The organism is Legionella sp., assembly GCF_965140895.1.
Lineage (GTDB): Bacteria > Pseudomonadota > Gammaproteobacteria > Legionellales > Legionellaceae > Legionella.
Window position 1 is genome coordinate 1 of the sequence record NZ_CBCSKT010000060.1, and the last position, 22,456, is coordinate 22,456.

Genomic DNA, 22,456 nt, shown 5'->3' on the forward strand with positions numbered 1-22,456 from the left:
GATAAAATATTTTTCAATATTTGCTTATGCTCTCTCATTCGCATGGCCCAGTCACCTATGATCGGGCTTTTTTAATTGCAATTATTGCGAATGGTCTATTTGTTCTTTTGCAAATTGTGTTTGCTTACTTATCAAACTCAACCAGTTTATTAGCTGATGCATTTCATAATTTAGGGGATGTGTTGAGCTTGGTTTTAGCTTGGGTTGCAACCAGTCTGATGAAACGAGCTCCCACGATGAAAGCTACCTATGGACTGAAAAAAACCTCTATTTTATCTGCGCTCGCCAATGGAATTTTGTTGGTATTCACCTGCGGTATTATTGCTACCGAAGCAATGTATAAATTGTTTTCTCCTGCGGAAATTCAAGCGATATCGGTTATGATTGTGGCCGGTATTGGCATTGTTATTAATTTTTCAACCGCACTTTTATTTATGCGTGGCACTGATGACCTTAATATCAAGAGTGCTTATCTGCATTTATTTTACGATGCATTAATTTCTGTTGGGGTCGTGGTATCTGCGGCCTTAATTTATTTTACTGGATGGCTCTGGCTTGATCCGGTCGTGGGTTTACTGATTGCGGGTATTATTTTAAAAGGGACCTGGTCTTTATTTGTTAATAGTTTCCGACTAATTATTGATGGCGTGCCAGAGAATATTTCCTGGTCTGCAGTGAGTGAGTTTTTGTTAGCCAAACCAGGGGTTGATGGTTTTCATGATTTGCACATTTGGGCTATGAGCACGCAGGAAAATGCAATGTCCGTACATTTGTACATGCCCGAAATCGAATTAAGCGACGAATCACGGATGGAGTGGACGGAACAGTTAAGGCAGGAATTTAGTATTCAACATGTAACTATTCAGGTAGAAAAGAGCCAATCAGCATGCAATGACAATTGTCATAACCCTGGTTTTTTATAAATCCCTTGGCGATGCAAAGTAATTCCTCTCATCAGGTTGTTCGAGGCAGGTTAAATGGCTCAGGAAAAACCTGGATTAAAAAAGAAATGGCTGAGCCGGCAGTGGCAAGAATAGAAGTTCTCGCACAAGAATCACTTCGTGCAAATGAGAGAGCATAAGCAAATATTGAAAAATATTTTATCCCATAAGGTGAATGATCAAGACCTTCTTTTACAAACTTATGTGATCGATATGAGAAAAAAGCTGAAAAAACATAGTGAAAATCCGCAAAAATTAGCGGAAATTAAAAAACAATTGGAAGCGGTATTGGCTTCCGTAAGTTCGGCTGAGGTGTTCGCTGTGAAGAACGCCGCAAGCAATTTACGTGATAGCAGCCGCTGGTATACACGAGGTGTAATTGCAAAAGCAGAACGGATTGAGGCCGCGTTGTGTACCACACCACTTCTTGAACGTGGAACCGTGATTAGTAATAATGGTTCGGCAAATAAAGTTCAGGAAGCGTTTGCGTCCTATGGTAAAGGTGGAGCTGTCTATAAAGCGGAAGATAAGATTGATATGGCGTATTCTGCCCAGACATTTAACGATTTGAAAGCACAATTTAATGGGGCGCGTGAATCCACGATTGATGAGGATAGTCAACCCAAAACCCTCGAGTAGAATGATTAATCAAGAACATTATTTAAGAATTGACTATGAGCAATGACAAATTACATGGGTTATATGGCAAAAGTGAAAAAATAAATCCAGAAGAGGTGCAGGTTATAGATCAAGACTACACCAATAGAATCAACGCATTAACACAACACAAATTGTTGATTTAGAACTTGAATTATATGGGAGGTCGGATTTAACCGGTAATTCACCTTACTCTTTATAAATGGAATGTAGGATGGGTGCTCGCAAAAATGGCGCTTTACATAAGGTTGTCGCGCAATATAATGCTCTTGACCGCGATATTCATAAGTACGGAGTGAGACGCAATATAAATTTGGATGCCGCGGTCAAAGCCGCGGTAATTTAGTCTTCTCTAAGCCTCGCCACATGTTTATAAGTTATATATTGTTTAAATAAGTGTGTCATCCAAATTTTCTTTTACACCAATACATGATTTGTTGTTAACGCCAATCCTTTTTTATAACTATCACAAGCTTGACTGGCATCACCTAATTTTTCCTGTAGCTTGCCGAGAGTCATATATGCCAAAGGTGATGGTTCGATTTCATTTGATTGTTCAAGATAATATTTCGCTTTACCCCATAGCTGACGATTAATGCATAATTGCCCTAAACATAAATAAAGTTCTGCTGAGTGCGCATGTTTTTTTAATAGGCTTTCGGCAAAGGCAAGTTGACTATCATCACTGGGCAATGAGCCATAAAGTGTAACGAGTTGAGGATTAAATTCCTTACGTAAGTTACGGCGTAATAATTCTTTGGCCTTGGTATGCTCATTGTCCTTGAGTAAGAAACGCACATATTCGGTAACAATATTGGGATCTGCTGCTAAGGGTTTGGGCAATGATTTAAATAGCTCCGTTACTGCCTCAGGCTGGTTTTGCTTCGTTAAATCCGTCAGCGCTTGCAAATAAGCACTATGTTGTAGTGCTCCAAACTCTTGTGGCTCGAGCACATGATATCTTTTCAAGCTAGGCAGTAAGGCAATTAGTTGAGGCCAATCACGAACCTCTTGATACAATTGCACGAGTAGTTTTAAAACATAAGGATGGCGCGGAGCAATATCATGCAAGTGTCTTAGCGTGGCTAATGCCTGCTCCCATTGATGATTTGCCAATTGTAATTGTGCTTGCGTAAGTTCAACAGCAATCTTTGCTTCGGGCATTGATTGTTGTGCTTCACGAAGAAAGTCATCACGTAATTGGCTATCACCCATCTTTTGAGCCGCACGCGCAGCGGTTAAGTAATTCAGTAGCGGGGTATCGGTATTAGGCAGGGCTTGAATTAAATGATTCTTCGCTTTATCCCAATATCCTTCACTGTATTCGATTAAGCCTTTACGCGTAATGGCTTGAGCTTTTTGTGCTAAGCGCTTAGAGTGCCAAAGACTCATCGCTTTCGGGGCGCGGGTAACTTTGTGGCATAAGCGGACAACTAAATAGACGATAAGAAATACCAGAATTAAGCCTAAAATCATAACCCATAAGGTGGTTTCAACGGTCCAATGATTTATGGCAATTAATACATAACCCGGATCTTTATTGAGCTGAACCCCTAAAATAATTGCGGCCAATAAGATGAAAAACGCAATAAAAAGACGCATCATTGTGGGGTTCCTCCCTGTCCTTCTTTATCGGCCGGTTTGGCAGCTGGTTCTTTGGAATCAATTAATTGATTTAATAAAGGTAAGGAGTTAACCCCAACTTCCGGTCTTTTTTGTGTTAACTGAATTTGCTGTAATTCGGTTAATTTTTTTATAAGTGCTGCAGTATTGGTGGCATTTTCATTAAAATTCTTTTTCAGGGTATTTATTGCCTGATTGAGTACTAATTGATAGACCTCGGTATTATTATTGAGTACAGCCCATTGCGCCTGCTGCAAATCCATGCGAATGCTTTCTTTGAGTATTGCTTCAAGAGCAGGAGATATTAGTGGTTTAATCTGCTCATCATTACGACGAATGACCACCAGTTTGCTTAATACATCCATGCTATCTTGCCAGCGAAGGCGCCATACTGATGTTTTATTTTCGGGGCTGGCAGGTGTCTCTGCTGCTGGTTTCATCTCACTTAACACCGAGGCAATACTTAAATCCTCAAGGCTATTTTGCGCCGCATCCAATTGGCTTAGTGTTCCAGCAAGGTCCATTTTTGGGGTTGCTTTTAATTCTGCAATGTCTTTAGCTACTGCTTGTCGGATCTCAAAAATTTTAGGGTCATTTAATTGCCGTAATAACTGATCCGATTGCTGTAATAAGCTGATGGTGGCATCAAAGCTGTTGTTCCAGTGGGCGTTGATTTGTGCTAATTCAAGATAATAACGGGCTTTGAGCAACAGCCAATTTTGATTTTGATAAAATCGCTGGCTCATCGCCGTTTGCAACTGTTTGTTTAACTCGCCAAATTGGTTTTGTAGCGTAGAGCGCGTTTCTTCAAGCATCTTTGTCTTGGATTCAAGTTGTGCTTGGGTCTTACCTTCCTTTTGTTCTAATTTATCTAATTGCTGGTTTATTTGATTGTTTTGATTGCTCTGAATGATTAATTGCGCTTGTAACTGCTTATTGAGCGATAGCGTATATAGTGAAGAGCTAAGGGCGCCAATCGCAATTACAACCGCTCCAACGGCCATGGCCGATTTAGTTCTTGCAGTCGAGCTTTGGTTGTTCATTGACGGACTATTGTTTTGCTCCATAGTTTGTTTTGGTTGTTTTTCGGATGCTTTTTTTTGTTCTTCATTGCCATTGGCCATAAATTAATCCTTGATAACAGAGTCAAACAATGCATTCATTATCCCCTCGGGATGGCTACGAATAATATGTTCTATTCCCAATGAGGAGGCACTTTGAGCCAGGCGTTCACTAATAACCAGGCATGTTTTACTGCGCAGCCAATGATGAGCATCTTTAGGAAATAATTGAAAAAGATGGTGCATAGACTGCTCGCTAGTTAACAGTATAATATCCACTAAATCATCGCGCCAGATTGATTTTATAAATTGCTCATTTATTTTTGGCAGGGCGCGTTGATATACATTTAATGCAATTAAATCAGCACCTTGTTGCAACAAGCTTTCTTCAATAAGAGGTCTTCCGCCTTCACCTTTAAATAAAAGAATTTTTTGTTCCTGTGGGTGTTTAAGGCTCGGCAATGCCAATAAATGCTCGCTATCTGGTATTAAGGGGGTGGCATGTACCGATATCGCAAATTGCTTAAGTAGCGCGGTGCTGCCGTTGCCTATAGCAATGACCTCAATGGTTGATGGCCAATGAATCTGAGCTTGTTTCAGTTGCATAAAACAATGCTTAACGGCATTCGCGCTGATGAAAATAGCCTGTTGTACGCCATTTAAATCGGGCAGTTGGCTGAGCCAATCCACAGATGCTTGAATTGCCAACGTGGGTAATTCGATGGCGATGCCTTGTGCCGCCCGGATGCTCTCACTTAGGTGCTGAGCTTGTTCTTGGGGGCGTGTATTTAAAATACGTAACCCTTGCAGGGAGCGATTCATTTAGGAACCGATGCCAGAAGTTCTGCTCCACCTTGAGCAAGCAATTCTTGAGAACAACGTTTGGCTAATTGGGGTGCATCTTTCAAGGTGCCCGTTTGTTGATTGCTCAGGATTTGCGTACCGTCCTCGTTTAATATTTTGGCATGCAACATCAATTGATTGGCGGCGACTGGTGCACAAAAAACAGCTAAAGGCACATGGCAGTTGCCTCCTAATAAGGCATTCACCTGACGTTCGGTGTGTACACAAATAGCGGAGGTAGGATCATTGAGTCCGGCAATTAGGGCTTGAGTTTCCTGATCATCGGTTCGGCATTCAATAGCCAATGCTCCTTGTCCGCATGCGGGAAGCATAAGGTGCTCGGGAATTTGTTCGCGAATTGCGTCAGTAAATCCCATGCGCTCAAGGCCTGCAGCCGCTAATATTATGGCTTGGTATTCGCCAGACTCCAATTTAGCCAGGCGAGTATTGATATTTCCACGCAGTGGTTTGATGTATAAATCCGGTCGGTAGGCTAGTAATTGTGATTGGCGTCTGAGACTACTTGTTCCCACAATTGCTTGAGGGGGGAGGTCTTGCAAACGACTATATTGTTTACTGACCAAGACATCAAAGGGATTATCTCGTTTACAAATTACCGCTAAGCTCAGTCCTTCGGGAAATTCTGTCGGCATGTCTTTTGATGAATGCACAGCGATATCTGCTCTTTTGTCCAATAAGGCTTCTTCTAATTCTTTGACAAATAAACCCTTACCCCCGACAGCAAGCAGCTTATCTTTCAGGAATTTATCTCCTGAGGTAGTCATTGGCACCAGCTCAATCTTTAGCATGGGCCATTGTGCTAATAACAAATCACGCACATGGTTGGCTTGCCATAAAGCAAGAGGGCTTTGGCGTGTTGCAATACGGAGCGTTTTGATATTCATAGATAATTAGAACGACTTATTTAATGATACGCTATCATAGCATTTTATTTGCATGAGCGTGAGTTTGATGTCAAGAAATGTAACCTGGACTAGAGCTGTGCCCTTCATCCAGGTTATAAGAGGCTTACTTTTTATAACCAGCACGTAGTGCCAGGGCCATGAAAATATAAGTCCAACCACTAACGATCATATCAATGGCAATGAACATCCCAATAACCCATAAACTGCTCATTGGCCATTTGATGAGAATTAAAACACCTAAAATCAGTGAAGTAATACCAGCAAATAATATCCAACCCCAACCTTCAGTATCTCTTAACGAAATAGACATTGAGATGCGAGTTACGCCGATAATAATGAGTAGCCAGGCTAGCATGGCAGTAATTACTGCGGAAGCGAGAATAGGATCGTACAACACAACCCCTGCGGCAATCACATACAACAGCGCGATAAGAATTTGCCAAACAGCCCCTTTCCATTTTTTGTATTTAAAGGCATCTGCAAAATGCGATAAACCGGAGACTAAGAGCATGGCTGAAAAAAAATACATGCTCACTAAGGTCAGCATAATGTCCATGCCTAAACCAATAGTACCGATAATCAGAAGTATTATCCCTAGTCCTAACAGCCATCCCCAATGACGTTGCAATGAATCGACCATTGGGATTTGCATCTTTTCGGTGTTTTCCATATCAGTTCCTTTTGATTGTATTATTTTTAATATAGCCCATAGAATGAATAATTATCTGCTATGCTGGAAAAAAAGCTTACTTATAGGTATGATTTTTAAATTGTGTTTTCGAGGTGTACGGGTATGAAATGGTCTGTTGTAATGCTCTTGTCTTTTTTCTCCTTTGTCGGTTATGCCGATAGTGATACAGAACGACAGGAAACGCAGTTAAGAATTCAACCTGTAGGTCAGGTTTCAGTGCAAGGACAAGCCCCTTCTGAACAGAAAACGGTGGCAACACCTGACAAAAAAGAGCCAGGTGAAGAAACTTATGAGCAGTATTGCATTGTTTGCCATAACGATGGATTGGCGGGTGCGCCTAAGTTTCGCAATGAGCAAGATTGGAAACCTCGTTTAGCCGGTAGAACATTAGATGATTTAGTTGTTTCTTCAATAAAGGGTTTAAATGCGATGCCTACAAAGGGAACTTGTTTTAAGTGCAGTGAGGATGATCTGAATGCTGCAATTTCTTATATGTTGCCCAGATCATGACAAAATTAACTTTCAGAAGAATACAAACATTCAACGCAGTAGTTACTTTAGTGGTACTATTCGCGTCACTTTATTTTCAATACGTTGTAGGCTTAGTGCCTTGCCCTTTATGCATGATGCAACGCCTTTGTGTCTTTTTCTTATTGGCCGTTATGAGTTTAAGTTTTGGTACTCAGAAAAGGGCACATGCAATTAGCGGATGGCTCGTCTTTTTTGCTGCCTTAGGTTTATTTTTTGCAGGCCGTCAGTTGTGGTTGCAATCATTACCTGCGGGAAACGTCCCTGCCTGCATGCCTGGCTTGGATATTATGATTCGTTATTTCCCATGGAAAACCGTAGCGCAAACCCTGTTATGGGGTTCTGGGGAATGTGCTGAAGTCACGTGGCATTGGCTAGGTATTTCTATGGCGGGTTGGAGTGCCATGTATTTTATTTTTATGATTGTTATGGGGCTGTTTTTGTTTTGGAATACCCATCGCTCTCGTTTTGATAGGATGTACTCAAGAATGTAGTCGCATTAGCGTAGCATCCCGTATTACGATTTTGTCTAATACGGGACCGGACGGCATCACTAATATTGCTTAAATTTCTACCGTTTTATTAAACTCATCATTAGGTCCCGCAATAACCTGAATCTCATCAGCAGATTTTTTCCCATACAAGGAATAGGGCGAAATATGGCCTTTAGAAAAACGAATCATTTGTTTTTTGAATGCGGTAATGCGGGCGGCAGATTCAGGCGTTTGCTCAATAGAGGGCGATTGTATCAACTCCAATAATAATTTTCGAGGTTGGTGGCAAACGATCAACATATCACATCCGGCATTCAGTGCATGCTCAGCTCTGGTTTTTAAATTGCCAATGTCGGCACCTTTCATACTTAAGCAATCACTTAAGACTAATCCCTTAAACCCTAATTTAGTGCGTAGGATATCGTGCAACCAGATCTTGGAAAAACCGGCGGGGTTATTTTCATCAATAGCCTCATAGGTTACATGGGCGGGCATAACTGCGGTTAATAAACTTTTATTAATTAGCTCACTAAAGGGTTTTAAATCGTTTGCTTCTAATTCTTCCAGGGGGGCAGGGGATGTTGGCATCGTAATATGTGAATCCGATACTATAGAACCATGGCCGGGAAAATGTTTTCCAACTGCCGGCATGCCTGCATCGTTCATGCCTTGAATAAAGGCAGCGGCTAATTTCGCAACGGCATCTGCAGCTGCGTGAAATGCTCTATCTAAACCGGCAATAACACGGCTGTTGCCTTCTAGGTCTAATACGGGGGCGAGGCTCAGATCAATATCATGCGCTAACAGTTCTTGTGCCATGATTTTCCCATATTCTTGGGCGTGAGCTAAACCAGCTTCCTGATGGAGATCATAAACCTTGCCATAGGAGCGGGCGGCAGGAATGGAGCTAAATCCTTGGCGTTGAAACCTTTGGACATTGCCTCCTTCATGGTCCACTGCAATAAAAAGAGCAGGATTAGTACTTCTTATCTCCGCAATCAATTGTGCGAGTTGTTCAGGATTAATAAAATTACGGGTAAACAAAATTACGGCACCTACATTAGGGTGCGCTAAAAGTTCCCGTTCTATATTAGATAGTTCAGTTCCCTCTATATCAACCATGAATTGCGATGGCATAATGCTGCTCCTCGTTTAACGTAACGCAGCCAGCCTGAGCGAGGCGAGGGAGTTCCTGAATGTAGCATAAGGTTTATGTATGACTATAAGGTCACATTCAGGGGCTCTCTCGTTGTAAACTCCTCAGGATGACGTAGTTTTAGGTCTCAGACCTGATTACCGTTCAAATTAGCGCATGATTTTATCACAGATTGGGGGGGGATTAATATTTCTGAGTATCCTTTACTGGTAATCTGAAGTCGAGTTAGCTATCATCCCTTTTTTTTGAATTATTTTTGACACAATGAAAAGCTTTTCTTGCGAAGTGCTGTATCGGCATTCGGCCACCAACGCCCGGGTTACCCGTGTTACCACGGCTCATGGTGAATTTATCACCCCGGTATTTATGCCTGTTGGTACTCGTGCAGGGGTGAATAACATGATGCCTGCTGAGTTACAAGAAGCTCATAGCCAAATTATTTTAGGTGGTAATACCTATCATATGCTGTGTGCTCCAGGTATGGAGGTCATTGAGAAGGCTGGTGGAATGCATCCTTTTATGGGATGGCATGGCCCTATGCTCACGGATAGCGGCGGTTTTCAAGTTTTTAGTTTGTCCAGAAATAAGGAAATTTGTACCATTGATGAAGAAGGGGCTCACTTTATCTTGCCTGGTAAGCAGGGCATAATCCACATGACCCCAGAAATGTCTTTAGAGACTCAGAAGATTATTGGTGCAGACATTATTATGGCTTTTGACCAATGTACTCCTGATAGTTGTACTAAAGATGAAGTGAGTCATATTATGACGCGCACACATCGCTGGTTAAAACAATCAATCCAATATCACCAGCAACACCCCGAATCACGCTATGGCTATCAGCAAGCTTTATTTGGCATTATTCAAGGGGGCACGTTTAATGATTTACGACGTGAAAGTGCTGATTTTGTCGCTTCTATGAATACTGATGGAATTGCCATTGGCGGTGAGACTATTGGTTTTGACATGAACACAACGGTTGAAGTAATTCGTTGGGTTCGCGATTATTTGCCCGAAAACAAACCGCGTTATACCATGGGGGTGGGCATGTCCCCCCAAGATCTTTTGGACGTAGTTGCAGAGGGAATCGACATGTTCGACTGCGTTGCGCCCACGCGTAATGCACGACATGGGGCTTTGTATTGCGGTAAGGTAGTGCAAGAAGGAAATTGGCTGCGTTTTGCCAGCGAGTATGAGAATGAACGTATTCAAATTAAAAAATCATGCTTTGCTGATGATATGTCACCGATTATGCCGGATTGTACGTGTTATACCTGTCGTAATTATTCACGCTCTTATTTGCACCACTTAATAAAACAGAAGTCTAATCTTTTCACTGCCCTGGCGACGATTCACAATATCCATGTGATGCATGATGTTTGTGATAAAATGCGCGAGTTGGTAATTAATTCACAGGAGAAATAATGGTAGTTATTAGTACATCTAAAGGTGACATTTGTCTTCAGTTAGATACAGAAAATACTCCAGTTACAGCAGAGAACTTTTTAAGTTATGTGCGTAGTGGGTTTTACGACACCACAATTTTTCATCGCGTCATTTCTGGCTTTATGATTCAAGGCGGCGGACTTGATTCCAATATGGAACAAAAGCAAACGCAAAGCCCAATAAAAAATGAAGCAAAAAATGGCAAGCTAAACAAGCGCGGCACGATTGCTATGGCAAGAACGATGGACCCTCACTCTGCAACAGCCCAGTTTTTCATTAATGTCGCAGATAACGCGTTCTTAAACTACACTGCTGATTCTATGCAAGGTTTTGGCTATTGCGTATTTGGTGAAGTAGTTGAAGGTATGGACGTTGTCGATGCGATTGCCAAAGTAAAAACGGGACAAAGCATGGGCCATGCCGATGTTCCAGTTGAAGAAGTAAGTATTCTTTCCGTTAAAGAAGTTGAGTAATTTTTTCTCCGTCATTGCGAACGTAGCGAAGCAACCCAGCACAGAGTTTTAACGAGGTATCGCTCTGGGTTGTTTCGCCAAGGCTCGCACTGACGACATTTTCATATTCCGCCAACACTTACTGCAAGCCACATCTATTCTCCTTCGACGCTTCTTAATACTTGTCCGAATAATCAAAAATGGGTATTTCAATATGGAAGAAAATAGCCAGCAGACGCGCAAGGAAGATACTTATCAAGGTAATAATCACACTGAGGCTTTCTGCAACTTGAAAATAATTCAGAGTAATGAAGAGGATGGCTCCTCCAATAGCGATAACCGCATACAATTCTTTTCTTAGAACCAGGGGAATGTCATTGCATAAAATATCACGTAGCATCCCACCACAAATACCGGTGATTACACCACTAATTACGGCAATACTTGGGGATAATCCATGGTTTAACGCTTTCTGAGTACCAATGATCACAAAGGTCGATAAGCCAAGTGCATCAAGGATTAAAAAGAGTTTCATAATTTTTATCAGTGAATGGGCAATAAAAATAGTGAGAAATGCGCATAAGGACGTGTATAATAGGTACTCTGGATGAAGTACCCACGTCAATGGGTAGGTATTAAATAGCGAGTCTCTTACAGTGCCACCACCAAGTGCAGCAATGCATGCAATGAGCATGACACCAAAAAAATCCATTTTTTTGCGGCCAGCAGCCAATGCGCCAGTAACCGCTTCGACACAAATGCCCATGATGAAAAGAAAATGTAACAACATACAACTCACTGCCTGCAAAAAGGCCAATGATAGCATTGTTGAGTCAATTGGCGGAAGAGATAAACGTGCGAATTCTTATCCAGAACCTACATTAAAAAGTATTTTTTATTTGGAGCGTATTCATGGAGATAGGTATGCCGTTTTTCCTAAATGAAATTGATACAGATGCACGTAAAAAAATTCTTGAGCTTGATCACAAATTAAAGACTTTACGTGCCGAGCTAGAATTGAAGTTAAATGAAGCAGAGGAAAGCCATTTGCCTCATCTCATGCAGGATATTGAGCAAGCAATCAAAGCAATAACCCCAGTGGTTTCATTAGTTGTAGATGAATAGACTTTTGGCGTAAGCAATACCGGCGTAATATATTCAAAAATTTCAATGGGTACGTAAATCGTAACAGGTCTGAACGGTTACCATAAATCGTGTCATTGCAAGGAGCGCAGTGACAATGATTTTTTCATGTGGGTTAACCTGGCTACCTCATTTAATTATAATGAATACTAAATACTGGCGACTCATCTTTAATAGATGCACTAGCATATTGGTTTTTACCCATACGATATCGTTGCGCCAAAATTTTGATATTAGTTAACACAATAGCCGCCAAGACAATAATGATGAGGCTAGGGGAGCTGGGCATTTGCGTTTTGCGGGCCAAATAATCGGAAAGTAGTGGTGGTACACCTGCTGCCAGGCTTGCAGCAATTGAATAAACAATTGATAAGGCAGTACAGCGTATTTGCAGTGGAAATAGCTCGGTGAGCAATACCGTAGCCACACTATAATAACAAGCGCAGGGAATCGAGATGAGCAGTTGCATTAAAATATAATAACCGGCACTTCCATAATTAATACCATGCATAAACGGATATGCAAGCACCAATAAACCACTGCTGGCAAACGTGAGCATTTTTAAACGGTCTTGCTTATCAGAGAGCCAACCAAAAATCGGAATCAGCACGGTTACTAACGCGAGGGCTAAAGTATTTGACGTCATAATTAATGAACGTGAAAGATGGGCGTACTGAATCGCGTGCAAGGGAATATAGAGGTAAAAAAAGAAGCCGGTGGTGACTGACAGAAAACTGGAGAAAAATGCATAATGGAACATGAAGGGATATTTTTTGACGTAGTTTAACGATTGCTTGTAAATATCTCGCGTCGAGGGTTTGGCTCGATTTGCATAATAGACAATATAGGCCAGACTTTCAGGCATTTTGGCGCGGATGGCAAAACCAATAATTGTGGTCAGTAAAGCAAATAAAAAGGGAATACGCCAGAGATAGTCTATTTCTGGATGAGCATCAGCAAAATAACGCATGCCTTCAACAACCAGGCAGGCAAGTAAATAACCGGCTTTTACGCCAACAGAGGACCAACAACCACGAAAACCACGTTGCTGGTTGTCGCCACTTTCAACTAATAAGGACGCTGAATTCAAAAACTCAGAACCTAAAGCCATACTTTGGATGATGCGCAAGATCAATAATAAGCCTGCTGCGGCAAGGCCTATCTGTTGATATCCTGGAATAACACCGATTAGAGCAGTGGAAACCCCCATAATCAGGATTGATACCATAAGGACATTTTTACGCCCATATAAATCTGAAAATAAACCCAGGATGAATGCACCCAAGGGTTTAGCTAAATAAGCAATAAATACTAAAGATAAAACAACGGTGAGGTTGCCTTTGTTATCGCCAATGAGGTAGCGAGACATTTCAGTTGCCATAAAATAACAGATAGACATGTCATAGGCTTCTACGATATTCCCCATAAGGCCGCCGAGTATCGATTTATTTTGGTGTTTCATAGTTCAACCTGTAATGGGTAGTAGGGATGAGGATGAAGGATCATAGGTATTTAAAAGTGGGATTAGATTGTTTGAACAATATTGCCCAATTTTATAAAAATCTTCATGTTGATTAGCAAATAACTCGCGCGTATGTGCGCAGGATTTTCGGCTGGCCAATGAATAGATTAGGTATTCTTCATCCATTTTTGCCGCAAGGCTTAATCCTATGGGATAAGCATGTTTGATTTGCTTTAAATAATACAGTTCATCGTAACGCGTATAGTCATATAAATTTTGCCAATAATCCTGTACGCATAATTCAAACCATGCATGTCTATAAGTTTTATCATAACGCCATAGCGCGCTATTAAATAAATTAAACTCCATCGCTGGTGTTGAAGATAGGGTTAGTAGTTGATTATTCTTGTTAATGCGAGTAAAGGCGATGTGATCAATTTCATGTATGCCTAAAACGTCCCTGAACACAGAGGAGACTTTACTTCTAAATGCAAAAAGGACTTCCAGTAACTGTGGATGACGCGTTACTTCATGACGACAATTTTCCATAAAACCATTCTTATTTCAAGTTCCATGTGGCCGGCTAAAATGCTTCACTGAAGCTAAAGCCAGATCAATAATTCTTTTTGACTGCTCTTCATTGGCATTGATTAAACTTACGTCATTTATCAAGTCCATTAAGAAATCAGAGACTTCTTGTTCCATAAGCGGGCTATTATATAGATTTGCCGCTTTGGTGAAAATATAGTGAAGCAATATCTTACTAATTGATACCTTATCTTGCTCTACACCGCGCTCATCATGAGAGTCACCAAATAATAACCAGCCTGGCGAAACATGAAGTTTCGAGGCGATTTCAACCAGCTTTAATGGCTCGGGTATGGCTTCACCGCGAAGGTATTTTCGACAAATTTGTAACGAATAACCGGTTATTTCCGATAATTTATGAATGCAAACGCCGGATGTAGAGCGTTGCGAATTAAAGCCTGCAGCGATCATGGCATCGCGTAAGCGGTATGCAAATTGTTTTGTTAAATCAACTTTTTCCATGGTGCGTGCAATATACTTATAGAGTGAAAACTGTGCTGAATTGTAACAAAGACCGAGGAAACCTGCAAACTTTAGTATTGATTGGAAACTTTTGGTTTCGATTCGAAATCAAATGTTGACATTCGAAACTTAGCCGTTATAATGACTCTGAAATTTACGGAAATATTTCAATAAAGTCCAAAAATACATGGAAAAACAGGGCACCCGATGGAACATCGTGCCATGAACAGTTCAACAAACAGGAATAGTGGTTTAACCATAGCGGTTAACCTCGCAAACCAAGGCCTGAATGATGGGAATCATTCAGGCCTTTTTTTTTATTTTCCTAATCGAATAGGAATTTATTGATTTTTGCATTGTTAAATGCGCTTTTCTTAATCAACTCTTAAGCTTGACTGTTTTATATTAGGGCAATGCGAAAACTGAGCCTGGTTTTTATAATTAAAGCGAACTTTGTGAGATTTAAAATGAGCAGAGCAAAATTAGAACAAGCAATTTATTATATTGGAGACAACTCTGAGTTGGCGATTGCAGGAAAGCTTCGAGAAAATGTAGTCAAACATGCCGGCAAGAATGTAAATCAGATTCCACTAGTTGCGTTTAATCCAAGCGTTCCCAACGAAGTGCCAAGCGAATTAATTTTACTAGCGCATAGTGATGATTCACGGCAGCACATTGGTGATAAAACACCAAAAGAATTAATTCACGAGCTTGCGAAGCAATTTCAAGGAAAAGATAAGACACAACTTAAATCTTTAATATTAGTTTCTTGTGAGGGGGGGCTTTGGTGAGCATCCACTTGCTTTAGAAGTCGCCAAAGAATTGCATAAAAAAGGCTTTACTCAAGCTCTCGTTAAAGCGGCTACTCATCCTCAAGAAAGTAAGGTTGGTGGGGTTGTTTCCGTAACTACTCATGCAGGAATTTCAATTCTTCAGGGGAATGAGGATGGGAAGGTAAGCGCGGTAATGTACGGAAATCAAAAAACAGCTGATTACATACGCTGGAAAGAATTGGACCGTATGCGTGGTAGAGCAAAGAAGCCCCGTCAAGGCTGGACTGAGTTGTTAGCGAGTGAAATGGATAATCTAGCGGACAAATATAGTAGTTTTCGTGGTTTTGACGAAAGGCATCCTGATTATTGTGTAATCAAATTGGTTAGTGATATAGAGGATTTGGATGCTCCTTATAATCGTTATACTAAGGATGGCGCACAGGCTCAGTTAGGGCTTGATGTAGCAATTGCTTTAGATTCTTTACGAGTAAAAAGGCATGCATATAGGCGCGTTGAGGACAGTAAGACAGTTGCCTTTATCGATCGAGTTATACAAAAAATATATGACAATCCCTCGATGACAAAAAATGAGATTTTGCAAATACTTGCGAATAAGGAAATTGTAAAGAATGTCAATCGAGAGATTGTTTCTGACACCCGAGAAGCGCTTACGGCAGTAATAGATACAAAGCGTATGGCGATGGATCCTTCTGCACGTCCTTCCAAAGCAAATACGATTGCATCAAAAATTGAAGCTGACGAAGATTATTTGGCTCGAATAGTTCAAAAAGATGGCATATTTGACAAAATATGGCGCAGTCTCTTTGGCGCAGATCAATTTACTCAAGGTGTAACGATATAGGAACAGGTTTAAAAGAGATAAAAGGTCGAGTAAATGCCGCTATTCAATCTTATTTGGATAGACATGATAAAGGTCCAGATACCGATGAACTGCATCAACCAAAAGTAGCTGTTATGAAGATAATGCAAGCCTATATAAGTGAGCCTACAGAAACAAATTGGAAGGCACTCGAAAAGTCAACGGCAGAAAATCCGGGTTGGGATAAAGGATGGTTCTCAAAAGTTAGGTTCTTGATGTCTGAGGTGCAGTTGGCTCGTAAAGAGCAGGAAGATGAAATCGATCGCCTTTCTTCTTGTTATCGGGTTTAATTGAGTGCCGAACTTAACATTCTGCTATTTGATTTGATTGCTGTTTTAGGAAGTCCTGGTTGCTTACAACTGTCTCTATGATCACATCTCATCAAGAGACAGCCACCAAATACCCCTCCACTCGTTATCCCTGTCTAAAAAAACCTTTCCAAACGGTAGCCCAAGCAGCTTTTCCCGTTCATTTACTGTCGCGTTCCATAATATCTTCTATTCTATATCTGATAGTAGGGTATTACAGGGCTGAGTCTCTTCTTCAAGGTTTTTATATACCCATTCCTAATATGCGTATAAATTCGCGATGAACTTCTGTCGTGCGATCCAGCGTAATATCGTTTGGATTGTGCCAGAATGTAAGCCCTTTACTCTTGTGGTGCTTTTTAGACTCTTCTTTTACTGCAGTGACCTCTGATTTTGGTGCACTTCCAGAATCAAGTGATTTGCTGCGTTGTCTTTTATGTCCTTTTTCCTCAATCATCGATTCAGCTTTTCTCTTAGGAAGCTGTGCATCTGCAGAATTTCTTCGTGGTTTTGTAGTCTGTTTTGCCGTCTCTTTTTCTAAGTCATTACGTTCTTGTAATTCAGCTTGTGCCATATATTGTTCTGCAAGAATTGTATAGGTCGCTTGTAAATGGGGGGACTGTTTTTTTACTTCAGTCTTTTTTGTGGCAGCAAATTGCGCAAGAATTTCTTCTTTTTTCTTGATATTTTCATAACTCTCATGAGTGACCGGGATATTAGCACTCGTCAAGTTTTTATTTTTTCCCAAAGTTTCATTGAGGAACAATATGTCTTTTGACAATAAAAAGCTTGGTCTAAGCACGTTAGGGTCATTATTGCCTTGCATATGCTTTCTTAATTCTCTGAAGTTTCCACGCGGGTTGATGTATGGCTGGAACGCATTATAGGTTTCTCTGGAGCTATCTGATAAGTCGGCTAAATGTTTTAAATCCGTCTCTACTATAGACAGGCGCAACATAACCAAGGTGAATGCTTCATAATTTTGGTGTTGATTAAGAAGGATGTTGGCAACCTCTATCCAGCGTTCGAAGGCATGTAATTTTGTAGCCTTCTTCGAGTGTCCAGTAATATCAGCCTCAATGAACTTATCCATTACATTGTAACATTGCAAGTAGTTTTTCATGTTGATGCTGCCTTGGCTGATATCAGAAAATCCAACTGGGTTTGCGATGTCTGTTATTTCTAATTGTTGAAAAGTGCTTCTTAATTGACTATCCAGCAAGTCTGCATAGTCTTGTGCCAGGCGAGTTTCAATTTGTTGGCATAGGTCGGTTTTTTCGGTGCTGGTTGCCAGGGCTCTTCGTACTTGTTTTTTAGAAATCTGTTTATCCCATTCTTGAGATGCGAGAGGAGTATCCAGGAAGGAGTTATTTTCTTGGTACCAATTTGAAAACGAGCGTAACGTTGAGCTGGTACCTCTGAACCAATTTATAATACTATTTATTGGGCTAATTGCCATGATTATTATTCTTATAAGTTAGACAACAGAAAATCACTATGTGTTCTCTTTGTCAAAAAGTCAAATAATTAATTGCATCAATACCGTAAATAAGAGGTTGCTTTGCAACACTTACTATTATATACTGCCTAACTATGCTTTATGCAGGTCTTTTTATAGGCACGTAGCTCAGTGGTAGAGCACCACCTTGACATGGTGGTGGTCGGTGGTTCGATCCCACTCGTGCCTACCAATATAACAGAATTCTTTTAAGTTTATTAAGTGTAGAATAGTTTACGCTTAGATTGTAGTTATTTTCAGATTATGTTAAGCCCTGCTCTGCAGGGTTTTTTTTTGAGATTAAAGTGATCGACGGACATACGGATACTAATCATGCCAAACATTAAATTACCTGATGGAAGTGTAAAACATTTTGAGGCGCCTCTGACTGTTTATGATGTGGCACACAGCATTAGTCCAGGGTTGGCAAAAGCAGCTTTAGCTGGTCGTGTTGATTCACGTCTGGTTGATACTTCCTTTCTTCTTGAGCATGACTGTACCTTGGTTATTATTACTGAAAAGCAAGAAGATAGCCTCGAGGTTATTCGCCACTCTACGGCGCATTTACTAGCGCAAGCAGTAAAAAGTTTATTTCCTACGGCTCAAGTAACCATTGGGCCTGTGATTGAAGATGGTTTTTATTATGATTTTGCATTCCAACGACCATTTACACCCGAAGACTTAGAACAAATTGAAGCGAAAATGATGGAGTTGGCTAAGGCCAATTATCTTGTGACCCGCAGAGCGTTGCCACGTGATGAGGCAATTAGTTATTTTAAGAGTATCGGTGAGGAATATAAGGCGAAGATTATTGCTGATATTCCTGCGGATGAAGTGCTCTCTCTTTATAAACAAGGCGATTTTGAAGATTTGTGTCGTGGTCCCCATGTGCCTTCAACCGGTTTCTTAAAAGCATTTAAATTAATGAAAGTTGCCGGTGCTTACTGGCGCGGTGATTCTAATAATGAAATGTTACAGCGTATCTACGGCACGGCTTGGGCAGATAAAAAATCCTTAGCTGATTACCTGTTCCGCATCGAAGAGGCTGAAAAGCGTGACCACCGTAAATTAGGTAAAAGTCTAGAGTTGTTTCATTTTCAAGACATCGCCCCTGGGATGGTTTTTTGGCATCCTAAAGGTTGGACTATTTATCAAGAGCTTGAGCGTTACATGCGTTCGCGCTTAGTGGACTTTGGTTATCAAGAAATTAAGACACCACAACTAGTCGATCGAGTTCTTTGGGAAAAGTCAGGTCATTGGGCTAACTTTAGAGATGAAATGTTTGTTACGGAAACAGACAACCGTCATTATGCGGTAAAACCAATGAACTGTCCTTGCCACGTGCAAGTGTACAACCAAGGTTTGAAGAGCTATAGAGATCTGCCGCTAAGATTATCTGAGTTTGGTAACTGCCACCGTTGTGAACCGTCAGGCTCACTGCATGGCTTAATGCGAGTACGTAATATGGTGCAAGATGATGCCCATATTTTCTGTACCGAAGATCAGATTCAATCTGAAGTAGATATGATGTTGCAATTAGTGCAGTCAGTCTATGCGGATTTTGGTTTCCATGAAATTAAATACCGCCTCGCATTACGGCCCGAAAAACGAGTCGGTAGCGATGAAGTTTGGGATAAAGCGGAAGGTGCTTTAAAACAGGCGATGAAAGACCGTAATATAGAATGGGTTGATGCTCCTGGTGAGGGTGCATTTTATGGTCCAAAGATCGAATGTTCACTATCTGACTGTTTAGGTCGAATCTGGCAGTGCGGAACGATTCAAGTTGATTTTTCTATGCCAGGGCGCCTAGACGCGAGCTATGTAGCGGAAGATGGCAGTAAGCAAACCCCGGTAATGGTGCATCGTGCAATTTTAGGATCTTTTGAGCGTTTTATGGGAATCCTCATTGAGCATTATGCGGGCAAATTACCTTTATGGTTGTCTCCTGTTCAGGCCGTAATTTTAACGATTAGTGAAAAACAAAACGCATATGCTGAAAAAGTAACCCAAACTTTACAAAAAAGAGGGATTCGCGCCAATTTTGACTTGAGAAATGAGAAAATTGGTTTTAAAATTCGCGAACATACTTTACAAAAAGTTCCTTATCTTTTAGTGATCGGGGACAAAGAGGTCGAAGCAAACCAGGTTGCTGTGCGTTCCCGCGAAGGTGCAGACTTGGGTGTGATGACAATAGATACAATTTGTGATACCTTAATGCAAGAAATTGCCCATAAGGGATCAATATCCAATTAACCAGCTGGGGAGATTAAGCCATTAGTGCACCGACTAAGCGTGAAAGTGATCGCGCAAGAATTAATGAACAGATCAATGTACCTGAGGTACGCTTAATTGATGTCGATGGTAATCAGGCAGGAATTGTATCAACACGTGAAGCCCTGCGCGCTGCGGAAGAGGGCGGCTTGGATTTGGTGGAAATATCCCCAACAGCCAAACCTCCTGTTTGCCGTATTATGGATTATGGAAAGTTTCTCTTTGAACTGAGCAAAAAACAGGCTGAGGCTAGAAAAAAGCAAAAGCAAATTCAGGTTAAAGAGCTGAAATTCCGTCCTACGACGGAAGATGGAGATTATCAGGTCAAGCTACGCAACCTGATCCGTTTCCTCAATCATGGTGATAAGGTCAAGGTAACGCTACGTTTTCGTGGTCGTGAAATGGCGCACCAAGAGCTTGGTATGAAGATTCTTGAGCGTATTCAAAAGGATACTGCTGATGTTGCTGTTGTTGAGCAACATGCGAAACGCGAAGGAAGACAATTACTGATGGTATTATCGCCCAAAAAAACTAAGTAGCAGAACAAATGCGGAGTAATATGTTATGCCGAAGTTAAAATCACATCGTGGAGCGTCCAAACGCTTCATTAAAACAGCAAGTGGTCGAGTAAAACGCCGTGGCGCTTACAGAAACCATATTCTCACCAAGAAGTCTACAAAGCAAAAACGTCAATTACGCGTTGGTGCTAGTAGTTTGAAAGCATGCGATGCGCGTTTAGCAGAACGTATGTTGCACGGTAGTTAAGGGGAGAATAGAAAATGCCAAGAGTTAAACGTGGTGTGACTGCCAAAGCGCGTCATAAGAAAATAATGGCTCAAGCGAAAGGTTACTACGGTGCCCGTAGTCGTACCTATCGTGTTGCCAAACAAGCCGTGATTAAAGCGGGTCAGTATGCTTACCGTGATAGACGCCAGAAAAAACGTCAATTCCGTGCATTATGGATTACTCGTATTAACGCACAAGCTCGTGAATGTGGATTATCATACAGCCGTTTAATTGATGGTTTGAAAAAAGCATCAATTGAATTAGATAGAAAGGTTCTTGCTGATCTAGCGGTTCACGACAAAGTTGCATTTGCTGCCGTTGCTGAACAAGCAAAAGCCGCATTAGCATAATAATTGTTTTAGTATGACTGTAACAACAGTTATCTAGGGCAACTATAAAATGTAATTCTTAAGGAGGCTCAGGCCTCCTTTTTACTTGTGGGTATAATTATGCAGGATATCACCGCCATACAAGAACAAGCATCAGACGCGATTAATCATGCACAAGATGTTGCGGCTTTAGAATTAATTCGTGTTGATTTTTTAGGCAAAAAAGGCCGATTAACTGAAATCCTAAAAGGATTGGCTCATTTATCCGCTGAAGAAAAACCTAAAGTAGGACAATTAGTCAATCAGGTGAAACGCGACATTACCGCGCTGATTGAATCTAAAATGTACGCGCTCAAAGAAAAGCAATTATTAGAAAAGCTTGCGGCAGAGCAAGTTGATGTTAGCCTTCCTGGCCGTAATAAAAACAGCGGTTCATTACATCCTGTAACCCAAGTAAAACATCGAATTAATGAGTTTTTTAGTCGTTTAGGATTTGATATCGTTGATGGTCCTGAAATTGAGACTGAGTTTTATAATTTTGAAGCATTAAATATTCCTGGGCATCACCCCGCACGAGCAATGCACGATACCTTTTACTTCGGGGACGGTAGCCTATTACGAACACATACTTCACCGGTACAAATTCGGACCATGGAGCAACGTAAGCCACCATTCCGATTGATAGCCCCTGGGCGAGTTTACCGTTGTGACTCTGATTTAACGCACACACCAATGTTCCATCAGGTAGAAGGTTTGCTCATTGATAAGCAGGCTACTTTGGCTGGACTAAAAGGTCTATTGCAAGACTTTTTCGCTCATTTCTTTGGACGCGAACTTGCATTAAGATTCAGACCCTCTTATTTTCCGTTTACTGAGCCTTCTGCTGAAGTGGATATTGAATGTACCCAATGTGATGGTAAAGGGTGCCGTTCCTGCAAGTTCACTGGTTGGTTGGAAGTCTTAGGTTGCGGTATGGTGCATCCGAATGTTTTAAGAGCCGTCAACATTTCTCCTGACGAATATCAAGGTTGGGCCTTCGGAATGGGTATGGATCGATTAGCCATGTTGTATTATGGAATCGATGATCTGCGCATGATGTTTGAAAATGATTTTACCTTCTTAAGTCAATTTTAATTTG

Annotated in this window: 27 protein-coding genes, 1 tRNA gene and 1 pseudogene; 18 read left to right on the forward strand and 11 right to left on the reverse strand. The window is 41.1% G+C overall.

Features of this window, described 5'->3' with window-relative positions; translation table 11 throughout:
- The first annotated feature begins 26 nt into the window (after positions 1-26).
- From ACQY7T_RS07525 to ACQY7T_RS07540, 4 genes are all read left to right on the forward strand, one after another.
- Positions 27-923, forward strand: a complete 897-nt coding sequence (locus ACQY7T_RS07525; RefSeq protein ID WP_428412379.1) for a cation diffusion facilitator family transporter — start codon at positions 27-29, stop codon at positions 921-923.
- Between the two features lie 144 nt (positions 924-1,067).
- Positions 1,068-1,580, forward strand: a complete 513-nt coding sequence (locus ACQY7T_RS07530) for a hypothetical protein (RefSeq protein ID WP_428412380.1) — start codon at positions 1,068-1,070, stop codon at positions 1,578-1,580.
- 35 nt (positions 1,581-1,615) lie between these two features.
- On the forward strand, positions 1,616-1,744 hold the full coding sequence (locus ACQY7T_RS07535) for a hypothetical protein (protein ID WP_428412381.1): 129 nt from the start codon (positions 1,616-1,618) through the stop codon (positions 1,742-1,744).
- Between the two features lie 68 nt (positions 1,745-1,812).
- Complete coding sequence (locus ACQY7T_RS07540; RefSeq protein ID WP_428412382.1) at positions 1,813-1,944, forward strand: hypothetical protein; 132 nt, start codon at positions 1,813-1,815, stop codon at positions 1,942-1,944.
- A 71-nt stretch (positions 1,945-2,015) separates the two neighbouring features.
- Here the strand turns inward: ACQY7T_RS07540 and ACQY7T_RS07545 are convergent, their stop codons facing one another.
- The 5 genes from ACQY7T_RS07545 to ACQY7T_RS07565 form a co-directional block, all read right to left on the reverse strand.
- Entirely contained in the window at positions 2,016-3,203 is a 1,188-nt protein-coding gene (locus ACQY7T_RS07545) for a heme biosynthesis HemY N-terminal domain-containing protein (protein WP_428412383.1), read from the reverse strand.
- Positions 3,200-4,345: a uroporphyrinogen-III C-methyltransferase gene (locus tag ACQY7T_RS07550; RefSeq protein ID WP_428412385.1), complete on the reverse strand. Its 1,146-nt coding sequence runs from the start codon at positions 4,343-4,345 to the stop codon at positions 3,200-3,202. Before ACQY7T_RS07550 ends, ACQY7T_RS07545 begins: the two co-directional genes overlap by 4 nt.
- Before the next feature lie 3 nt (positions 4,346-4,348).
- A complete protein-coding gene (locus ACQY7T_RS07555) occupies positions 4,349-5,104 on the reverse strand; it encodes a uroporphyrinogen-III synthase (protein WP_428412387.1) in 756 nt (251 codons plus the stop codon).
- A complete protein-coding gene (gene hemC / locus ACQY7T_RS07560) occupies positions 5,101-6,030 on the reverse strand; it encodes a hydroxymethylbilane synthase (protein ID WP_428412388.1) in 930 nt (309 codons plus the stop codon). The genes ACQY7T_RS07555 and hemC overlap by 4 nt, the downstream gene beginning before the upstream one ends.
- A gap of 124 nt (positions 6,031-6,154) precedes the next feature.
- Positions 6,155-6,721 carry an HdeD family acid-resistance protein gene (locus tag ACQY7T_RS07565; protein WP_428412389.1) on the reverse strand — a complete coding sequence of 189 codons (567 nt, stop codon included), beginning with the start codon at positions 6,719-6,721 and terminating at the stop codon, positions 6,155-6,157.
- A 123-nt stretch (positions 6,722-6,844) separates the two neighbouring features.
- On the opposite strand from ACQY7T_RS07565, the gene ACQY7T_RS07570 reads away from it, so the two are divergent.
- On the forward strand, positions 6,845-7,252 hold the full coding sequence (locus ACQY7T_RS07570) for a c-type cytochrome (protein WP_428412391.1): 408 nt from the start codon (positions 6,845-6,847) through the stop codon (positions 7,250-7,252).
- A complete protein-coding gene (locus ACQY7T_RS07575; RefSeq protein ID WP_428412392.1) occupies positions 7,249-7,764 on the forward strand; it encodes a disulfide bond formation protein B in 516 nt (171 codons plus the stop codon). The genes ACQY7T_RS07570 and ACQY7T_RS07575 overlap by 4 nt, the downstream gene beginning before the upstream one ends.
- A 69-nt stretch (positions 7,765-7,833) precedes the next feature.
- Here ACQY7T_RS07575 and nagZ read toward each other — a convergent pair whose 3' ends face one another.
- A complete protein-coding gene (gene nagZ / locus ACQY7T_RS07580; protein ID WP_428412394.1) occupies positions 7,834-8,901 on the reverse strand; it encodes a beta-N-acetylhexosaminidase in 1,068 nt (355 codons plus the stop codon).
- A gap of 283 nt (positions 8,902-9,184) precedes the next feature.
- On the opposite strand from nagZ, the gene tgt reads away from it, so the two are divergent.
- Together tgt and ACQY7T_RS07590 are read left to right on the forward strand one after the other, a co-directional pair.
- The gene (tgt, locus tag ACQY7T_RS07585; RefSeq protein ID WP_428412395.1) at positions 9,185-10,345 is read left to right on the forward strand and encodes a tRNA guanosine(34) transglycosylase Tgt; all 1,161 of its coding nucleotides are present in this window, start codon (positions 9,185-9,187) and stop codon (positions 10,343-10,345) included.
- Complete coding sequence (locus tag ACQY7T_RS07590) at positions 10,345-10,839, forward strand: peptidylprolyl isomerase (RefSeq protein ID WP_428412396.1); 495 nt, start codon at positions 10,345-10,347, stop codon at positions 10,837-10,839. The genes tgt and ACQY7T_RS07590 overlap by 1 nt, the downstream gene beginning before the upstream one ends.
- Before the next feature lie 141 nt (positions 10,840-10,980).
- Here ACQY7T_RS07590 and ACQY7T_RS07595 read toward each other — a convergent pair.
- Positions 10,981-11,608 (reverse strand): annotated as a pseudogene (locus ACQY7T_RS07595) (trimeric intracellular cation channel family protein); the annotation flags it as partial.
- 134 nt (positions 11,609-11,742) lie between these two features.
- Between ACQY7T_RS07595 and ACQY7T_RS07600 the strand changes: the two are divergent.
- On the forward strand, positions 11,743-11,943 hold the full coding sequence (locus ACQY7T_RS07600; RefSeq protein ID WP_428412398.1) for a hypothetical protein: 201 nt from the start codon (positions 11,743-11,745) through the stop codon (positions 11,941-11,943).
- A 151-nt stretch (positions 11,944-12,094) separates the two neighbouring features.
- Here the strand turns inward: ACQY7T_RS07600 and ACQY7T_RS07605 are convergent, their stop codons facing one another.
- The 3 genes from ACQY7T_RS07605 to ACQY7T_RS07615 are packed head-to-tail and all read right to left on the reverse strand — an operon-like array spanning position 12,095 to position 14,473.
- Entirely contained in the window at positions 12,095-13,423 is a 1,329-nt protein-coding gene (locus ACQY7T_RS07605; protein WP_428412399.1) for an MFS transporter, read from the reverse strand.
- A 3-nt stretch (positions 13,424-13,426) separates the two neighbouring features.
- Positions 13,427-13,972: a hypothetical protein gene (locus tag ACQY7T_RS07610; RefSeq protein WP_428412400.1), complete on the reverse strand. Its 546-nt coding sequence runs from the start codon at positions 13,970-13,972 to the stop codon at positions 13,427-13,429.
- 15 nt (positions 13,973-13,987) lie between these two features.
- A complete protein-coding gene (locus tag ACQY7T_RS07615; RefSeq protein WP_428412401.1) occupies positions 13,988-14,473 on the reverse strand; it encodes a helix-turn-helix domain-containing protein in 486 nt (161 codons plus the stop codon).
- Positions 14,474-14,940: 467 nt separating this feature from the next.
- On the opposite strand from ACQY7T_RS07615, the gene ACQY7T_RS07620 reads away from it, so the two are divergent.
- The 3 genes from ACQY7T_RS07620 (at position 14,941) to ACQY7T_RS07630 (ending at position 16,416) form a co-directional block, all read left to right on the forward strand.
- On the forward strand, positions 14,941-15,264 hold the full coding sequence (locus tag ACQY7T_RS07620) for a hypothetical protein (protein ID WP_428412402.1): 324 nt from the start codon (positions 14,941-14,943) through the stop codon (positions 15,262-15,264).
- Entirely contained in the window at positions 15,245-16,108 is an 864-nt protein-coding gene (locus ACQY7T_RS07625) for a hypothetical protein (RefSeq protein WP_428412403.1), read from the forward strand. The genes ACQY7T_RS07620 and ACQY7T_RS07625 overlap by 20 nt, the downstream gene beginning before the upstream one ends.
- A gap of 113 nt (positions 16,109-16,221) precedes the next feature.
- On the forward strand, positions 16,222-16,416 hold the full coding sequence (locus ACQY7T_RS07630) for a hypothetical protein (RefSeq protein ID WP_428412405.1): 195 nt from the start codon (positions 16,222-16,224) through the stop codon (positions 16,414-16,416).
- A gap of 262 nt (positions 16,417-16,678) precedes the next feature.
- On the opposite strand, the gene ACQY7T_RS07635 is transcribed toward ACQY7T_RS07630, so the two are convergent.
- Positions 16,679-17,893 carry a RasGEF domain-containing protein gene (locus ACQY7T_RS07635; RefSeq protein ID WP_428412406.1) on the reverse strand — a complete coding sequence of 405 codons (1,215 nt, stop codon included), beginning with the start codon at positions 17,891-17,893 and terminating at the stop codon, positions 16,679-16,681.
- 157 nt (positions 17,894-18,050) lie between these two features.
- Between ACQY7T_RS07635 and ACQY7T_RS07640 the strand changes: the two genes are divergently transcribed.
- The 6 genes from ACQY7T_RS07640 (at position 18,051) to pheS (ending at position 22,452) form a co-directional block, all read left to right on the forward strand.
- Positions 18,051-18,125: transfer RNA gene (locus tag ACQY7T_RS07640), tRNA-Val, on the forward strand.
- Between the two features lie 140 nt (positions 18,126-18,265).
- On the forward strand, positions 18,266-20,185 hold the full coding sequence (thrS, locus tag ACQY7T_RS07645; protein WP_428412407.1) for a threonine--tRNA ligase: 1,920 nt from the start codon (positions 18,266-18,268) through the stop codon (positions 20,183-20,185).
- A gap of 20 nt (positions 20,186-20,205) precedes the next feature.
- Positions 20,206-20,742, forward strand: a complete 537-nt coding sequence (infC, locus tag ACQY7T_RS07650) for a translation initiation factor IF-3 (RefSeq protein ID WP_428412546.1) — start codon at positions 20,206-20,208, stop codon at positions 20,740-20,742.
- A 25-nt stretch (positions 20,743-20,767) separates the two neighbouring features.
- The gene (gene rpmI / locus ACQY7T_RS07655) at positions 20,768-20,968 is read left to right on the forward strand and encodes a 50S ribosomal protein L35 (RefSeq protein WP_252580873.1); all 201 of its coding nucleotides are present in this window, start codon (positions 20,768-20,770) and stop codon (positions 20,966-20,968) included.
- Between the two features lie 14 nt (positions 20,969-20,982).
- Entirely contained in the window at positions 20,983-21,339 is a 357-nt protein-coding gene (gene rplT / locus ACQY7T_RS07660) for a 50S ribosomal protein L20 (RefSeq protein WP_428412409.1), read from the forward strand.
- Positions 21,340-21,438: 99 nt separating this feature from the next.
- Positions 21,439-22,452, forward strand: a complete 1,014-nt coding sequence (pheS, locus tag ACQY7T_RS07665; RefSeq protein WP_428412411.1) for a phenylalanine--tRNA ligase subunit alpha — start codon at positions 21,439-21,441, stop codon at positions 22,450-22,452.
- Positions 22,453-22,456 lie beyond the last annotated feature (4 nt).

Excerpts from the sequence above, each read along its gene's own strand:
- ACQY7T_RS07525 (WP_428412379.1), top strand. The coding sequence starts at position 27 with ATGCTCTCTCATTCGCATGGCCCAGTCACCTATGATCGGGCTTTTTTA.
- ACQY7T_RS07530 (WP_428412380.1), top strand. The coding sequence starts at position 1,068 with ATGAGAGAGCATAAGCAAATATTGAAAAATATTTTATCCCATAAGGTG.
- ACQY7T_RS07535 (WP_428412381.1), top strand. The coding sequence starts at position 1,616 with ATGAGCAATGACAAATTACATGGGTTATATGGCAAAAGTGAAAAAATA.
- ACQY7T_RS07540 (WP_428412382.1), top strand. The coding sequence starts at position 1,813 with ATGGGTGCTCGCAAAAATGGCGCTTTACATAAGGTTGTCGCGCAATAT.
- ACQY7T_RS07545 (WP_428412383.1), bottom strand. The coding sequence starts at position 3,203 with ATGATGCGTCTTTTTATTGCGTTTTTCATCTTATTGGCCGCAATTATT.
- ACQY7T_RS07550 (WP_428412385.1), bottom strand. The coding sequence starts at position 4,345 with ATGGCCAATGGCAATGAAGAACAAAAAAAAGCATCCGAAAAACAACCA.
- ACQY7T_RS07555 (WP_428412387.1), bottom strand. The coding sequence starts at position 5,104 with ATGAATCGCTCCCTGCAAGGGTTACGTATTTTAAATACACGCCCCCAA.
- hemC (WP_428412388.1), bottom strand. The coding sequence starts at position 6,030 with ATGAATATCAAAACGCTCCGTATTGCAACACGCCAAAGCCCTCTTGCT.
- ACQY7T_RS07565 (WP_428412389.1), bottom strand. The coding sequence starts at position 6,721 with ATGGAAAACACCGAAAAGATGCAAATCCCAATGGTCGATTCATTGCAA.
- ACQY7T_RS07570 (WP_428412391.1), top strand. The coding sequence starts at position 6,845 with ATGAAATGGTCTGTTGTAATGCTCTTGTCTTTTTTCTCCTTTGTCGGT.
- ACQY7T_RS07575 (WP_428412392.1), top strand. The coding sequence starts at position 7,249 with ATGACAAAATTAACTTTCAGAAGAATACAAACATTCAACGCAGTAGTT.
- nagZ (WP_428412394.1), bottom strand. The coding sequence starts at position 8,901 with ATGCCATCGCAATTCATGGTTGATATAGAGGGAACTGAACTATCTAAT.
- tgt (WP_428412395.1), top strand. The coding sequence starts at position 9,185 with ATGAAAAGCTTTTCTTGCGAAGTGCTGTATCGGCATTCGGCCACCAAC.
- ACQY7T_RS07590 (WP_428412396.1), top strand. The coding sequence starts at position 10,345 with ATGGTAGTTATTAGTACATCTAAAGGTGACATTTGTCTTCAGTTAGAT.
- ACQY7T_RS07600 (WP_428412398.1), top strand. The coding sequence starts at position 11,743 with ATGCCGTTTTTCCTAAATGAAATTGATACAGATGCACGTAAAAAAATT.
- ACQY7T_RS07605 (WP_428412399.1), bottom strand. The coding sequence starts at position 13,423 with ATGAAACACCAAAATAAATCGATACTCGGCGGCCTTATGGGGAATATC.
- ACQY7T_RS07610 (WP_428412400.1), bottom strand. The coding sequence starts at position 13,972 with ATGGAAAATTGTCGTCATGAAGTAACGCGTCATCCACAGTTACTGGAA.
- ACQY7T_RS07615 (WP_428412401.1), bottom strand. The coding sequence starts at position 14,473 with ATGGAAAAAGTTGATTTAACAAAACAATTTGCATACCGCTTACGCGAT.
- ACQY7T_RS07620 (WP_428412402.1), top strand. The coding sequence starts at position 14,941 with ATGAGCAGAGCAAAATTAGAACAAGCAATTTATTATATTGGAGACAAC.
- ACQY7T_RS07630 (WP_428412405.1), top strand. The coding sequence starts at position 16,222 with ATGAAGATAATGCAAGCCTATATAAGTGAGCCTACAGAAACAAATTGG.
- ACQY7T_RS07635 (WP_428412406.1), bottom strand. The coding sequence starts at position 17,893 with ATGGCAATTAGCCCAATAAATAGTATTATAAATTGGTTCAGAGGTACC.
- thrS (WP_428412407.1), top strand. The coding sequence starts at position 18,266 with ATGCCAAACATTAAATTACCTGATGGAAGTGTAAAACATTTTGAGGCG.
- rpmI (WP_252580873.1), top strand. The coding sequence starts at position 20,768 with ATGCCGAAGTTAAAATCACATCGTGGAGCGTCCAAACGCTTCATTAAA.
- rplT (WP_428412409.1), top strand. The coding sequence starts at position 20,983 with ATGCCAAGAGTTAAACGTGGTGTGACTGCCAAAGCGCGTCATAAGAAA.
- pheS (WP_428412411.1), top strand. The coding sequence starts at position 21,439 with ATGCAGGATATCACCGCCATACAAGAACAAGCATCAGACGCGATTAAT.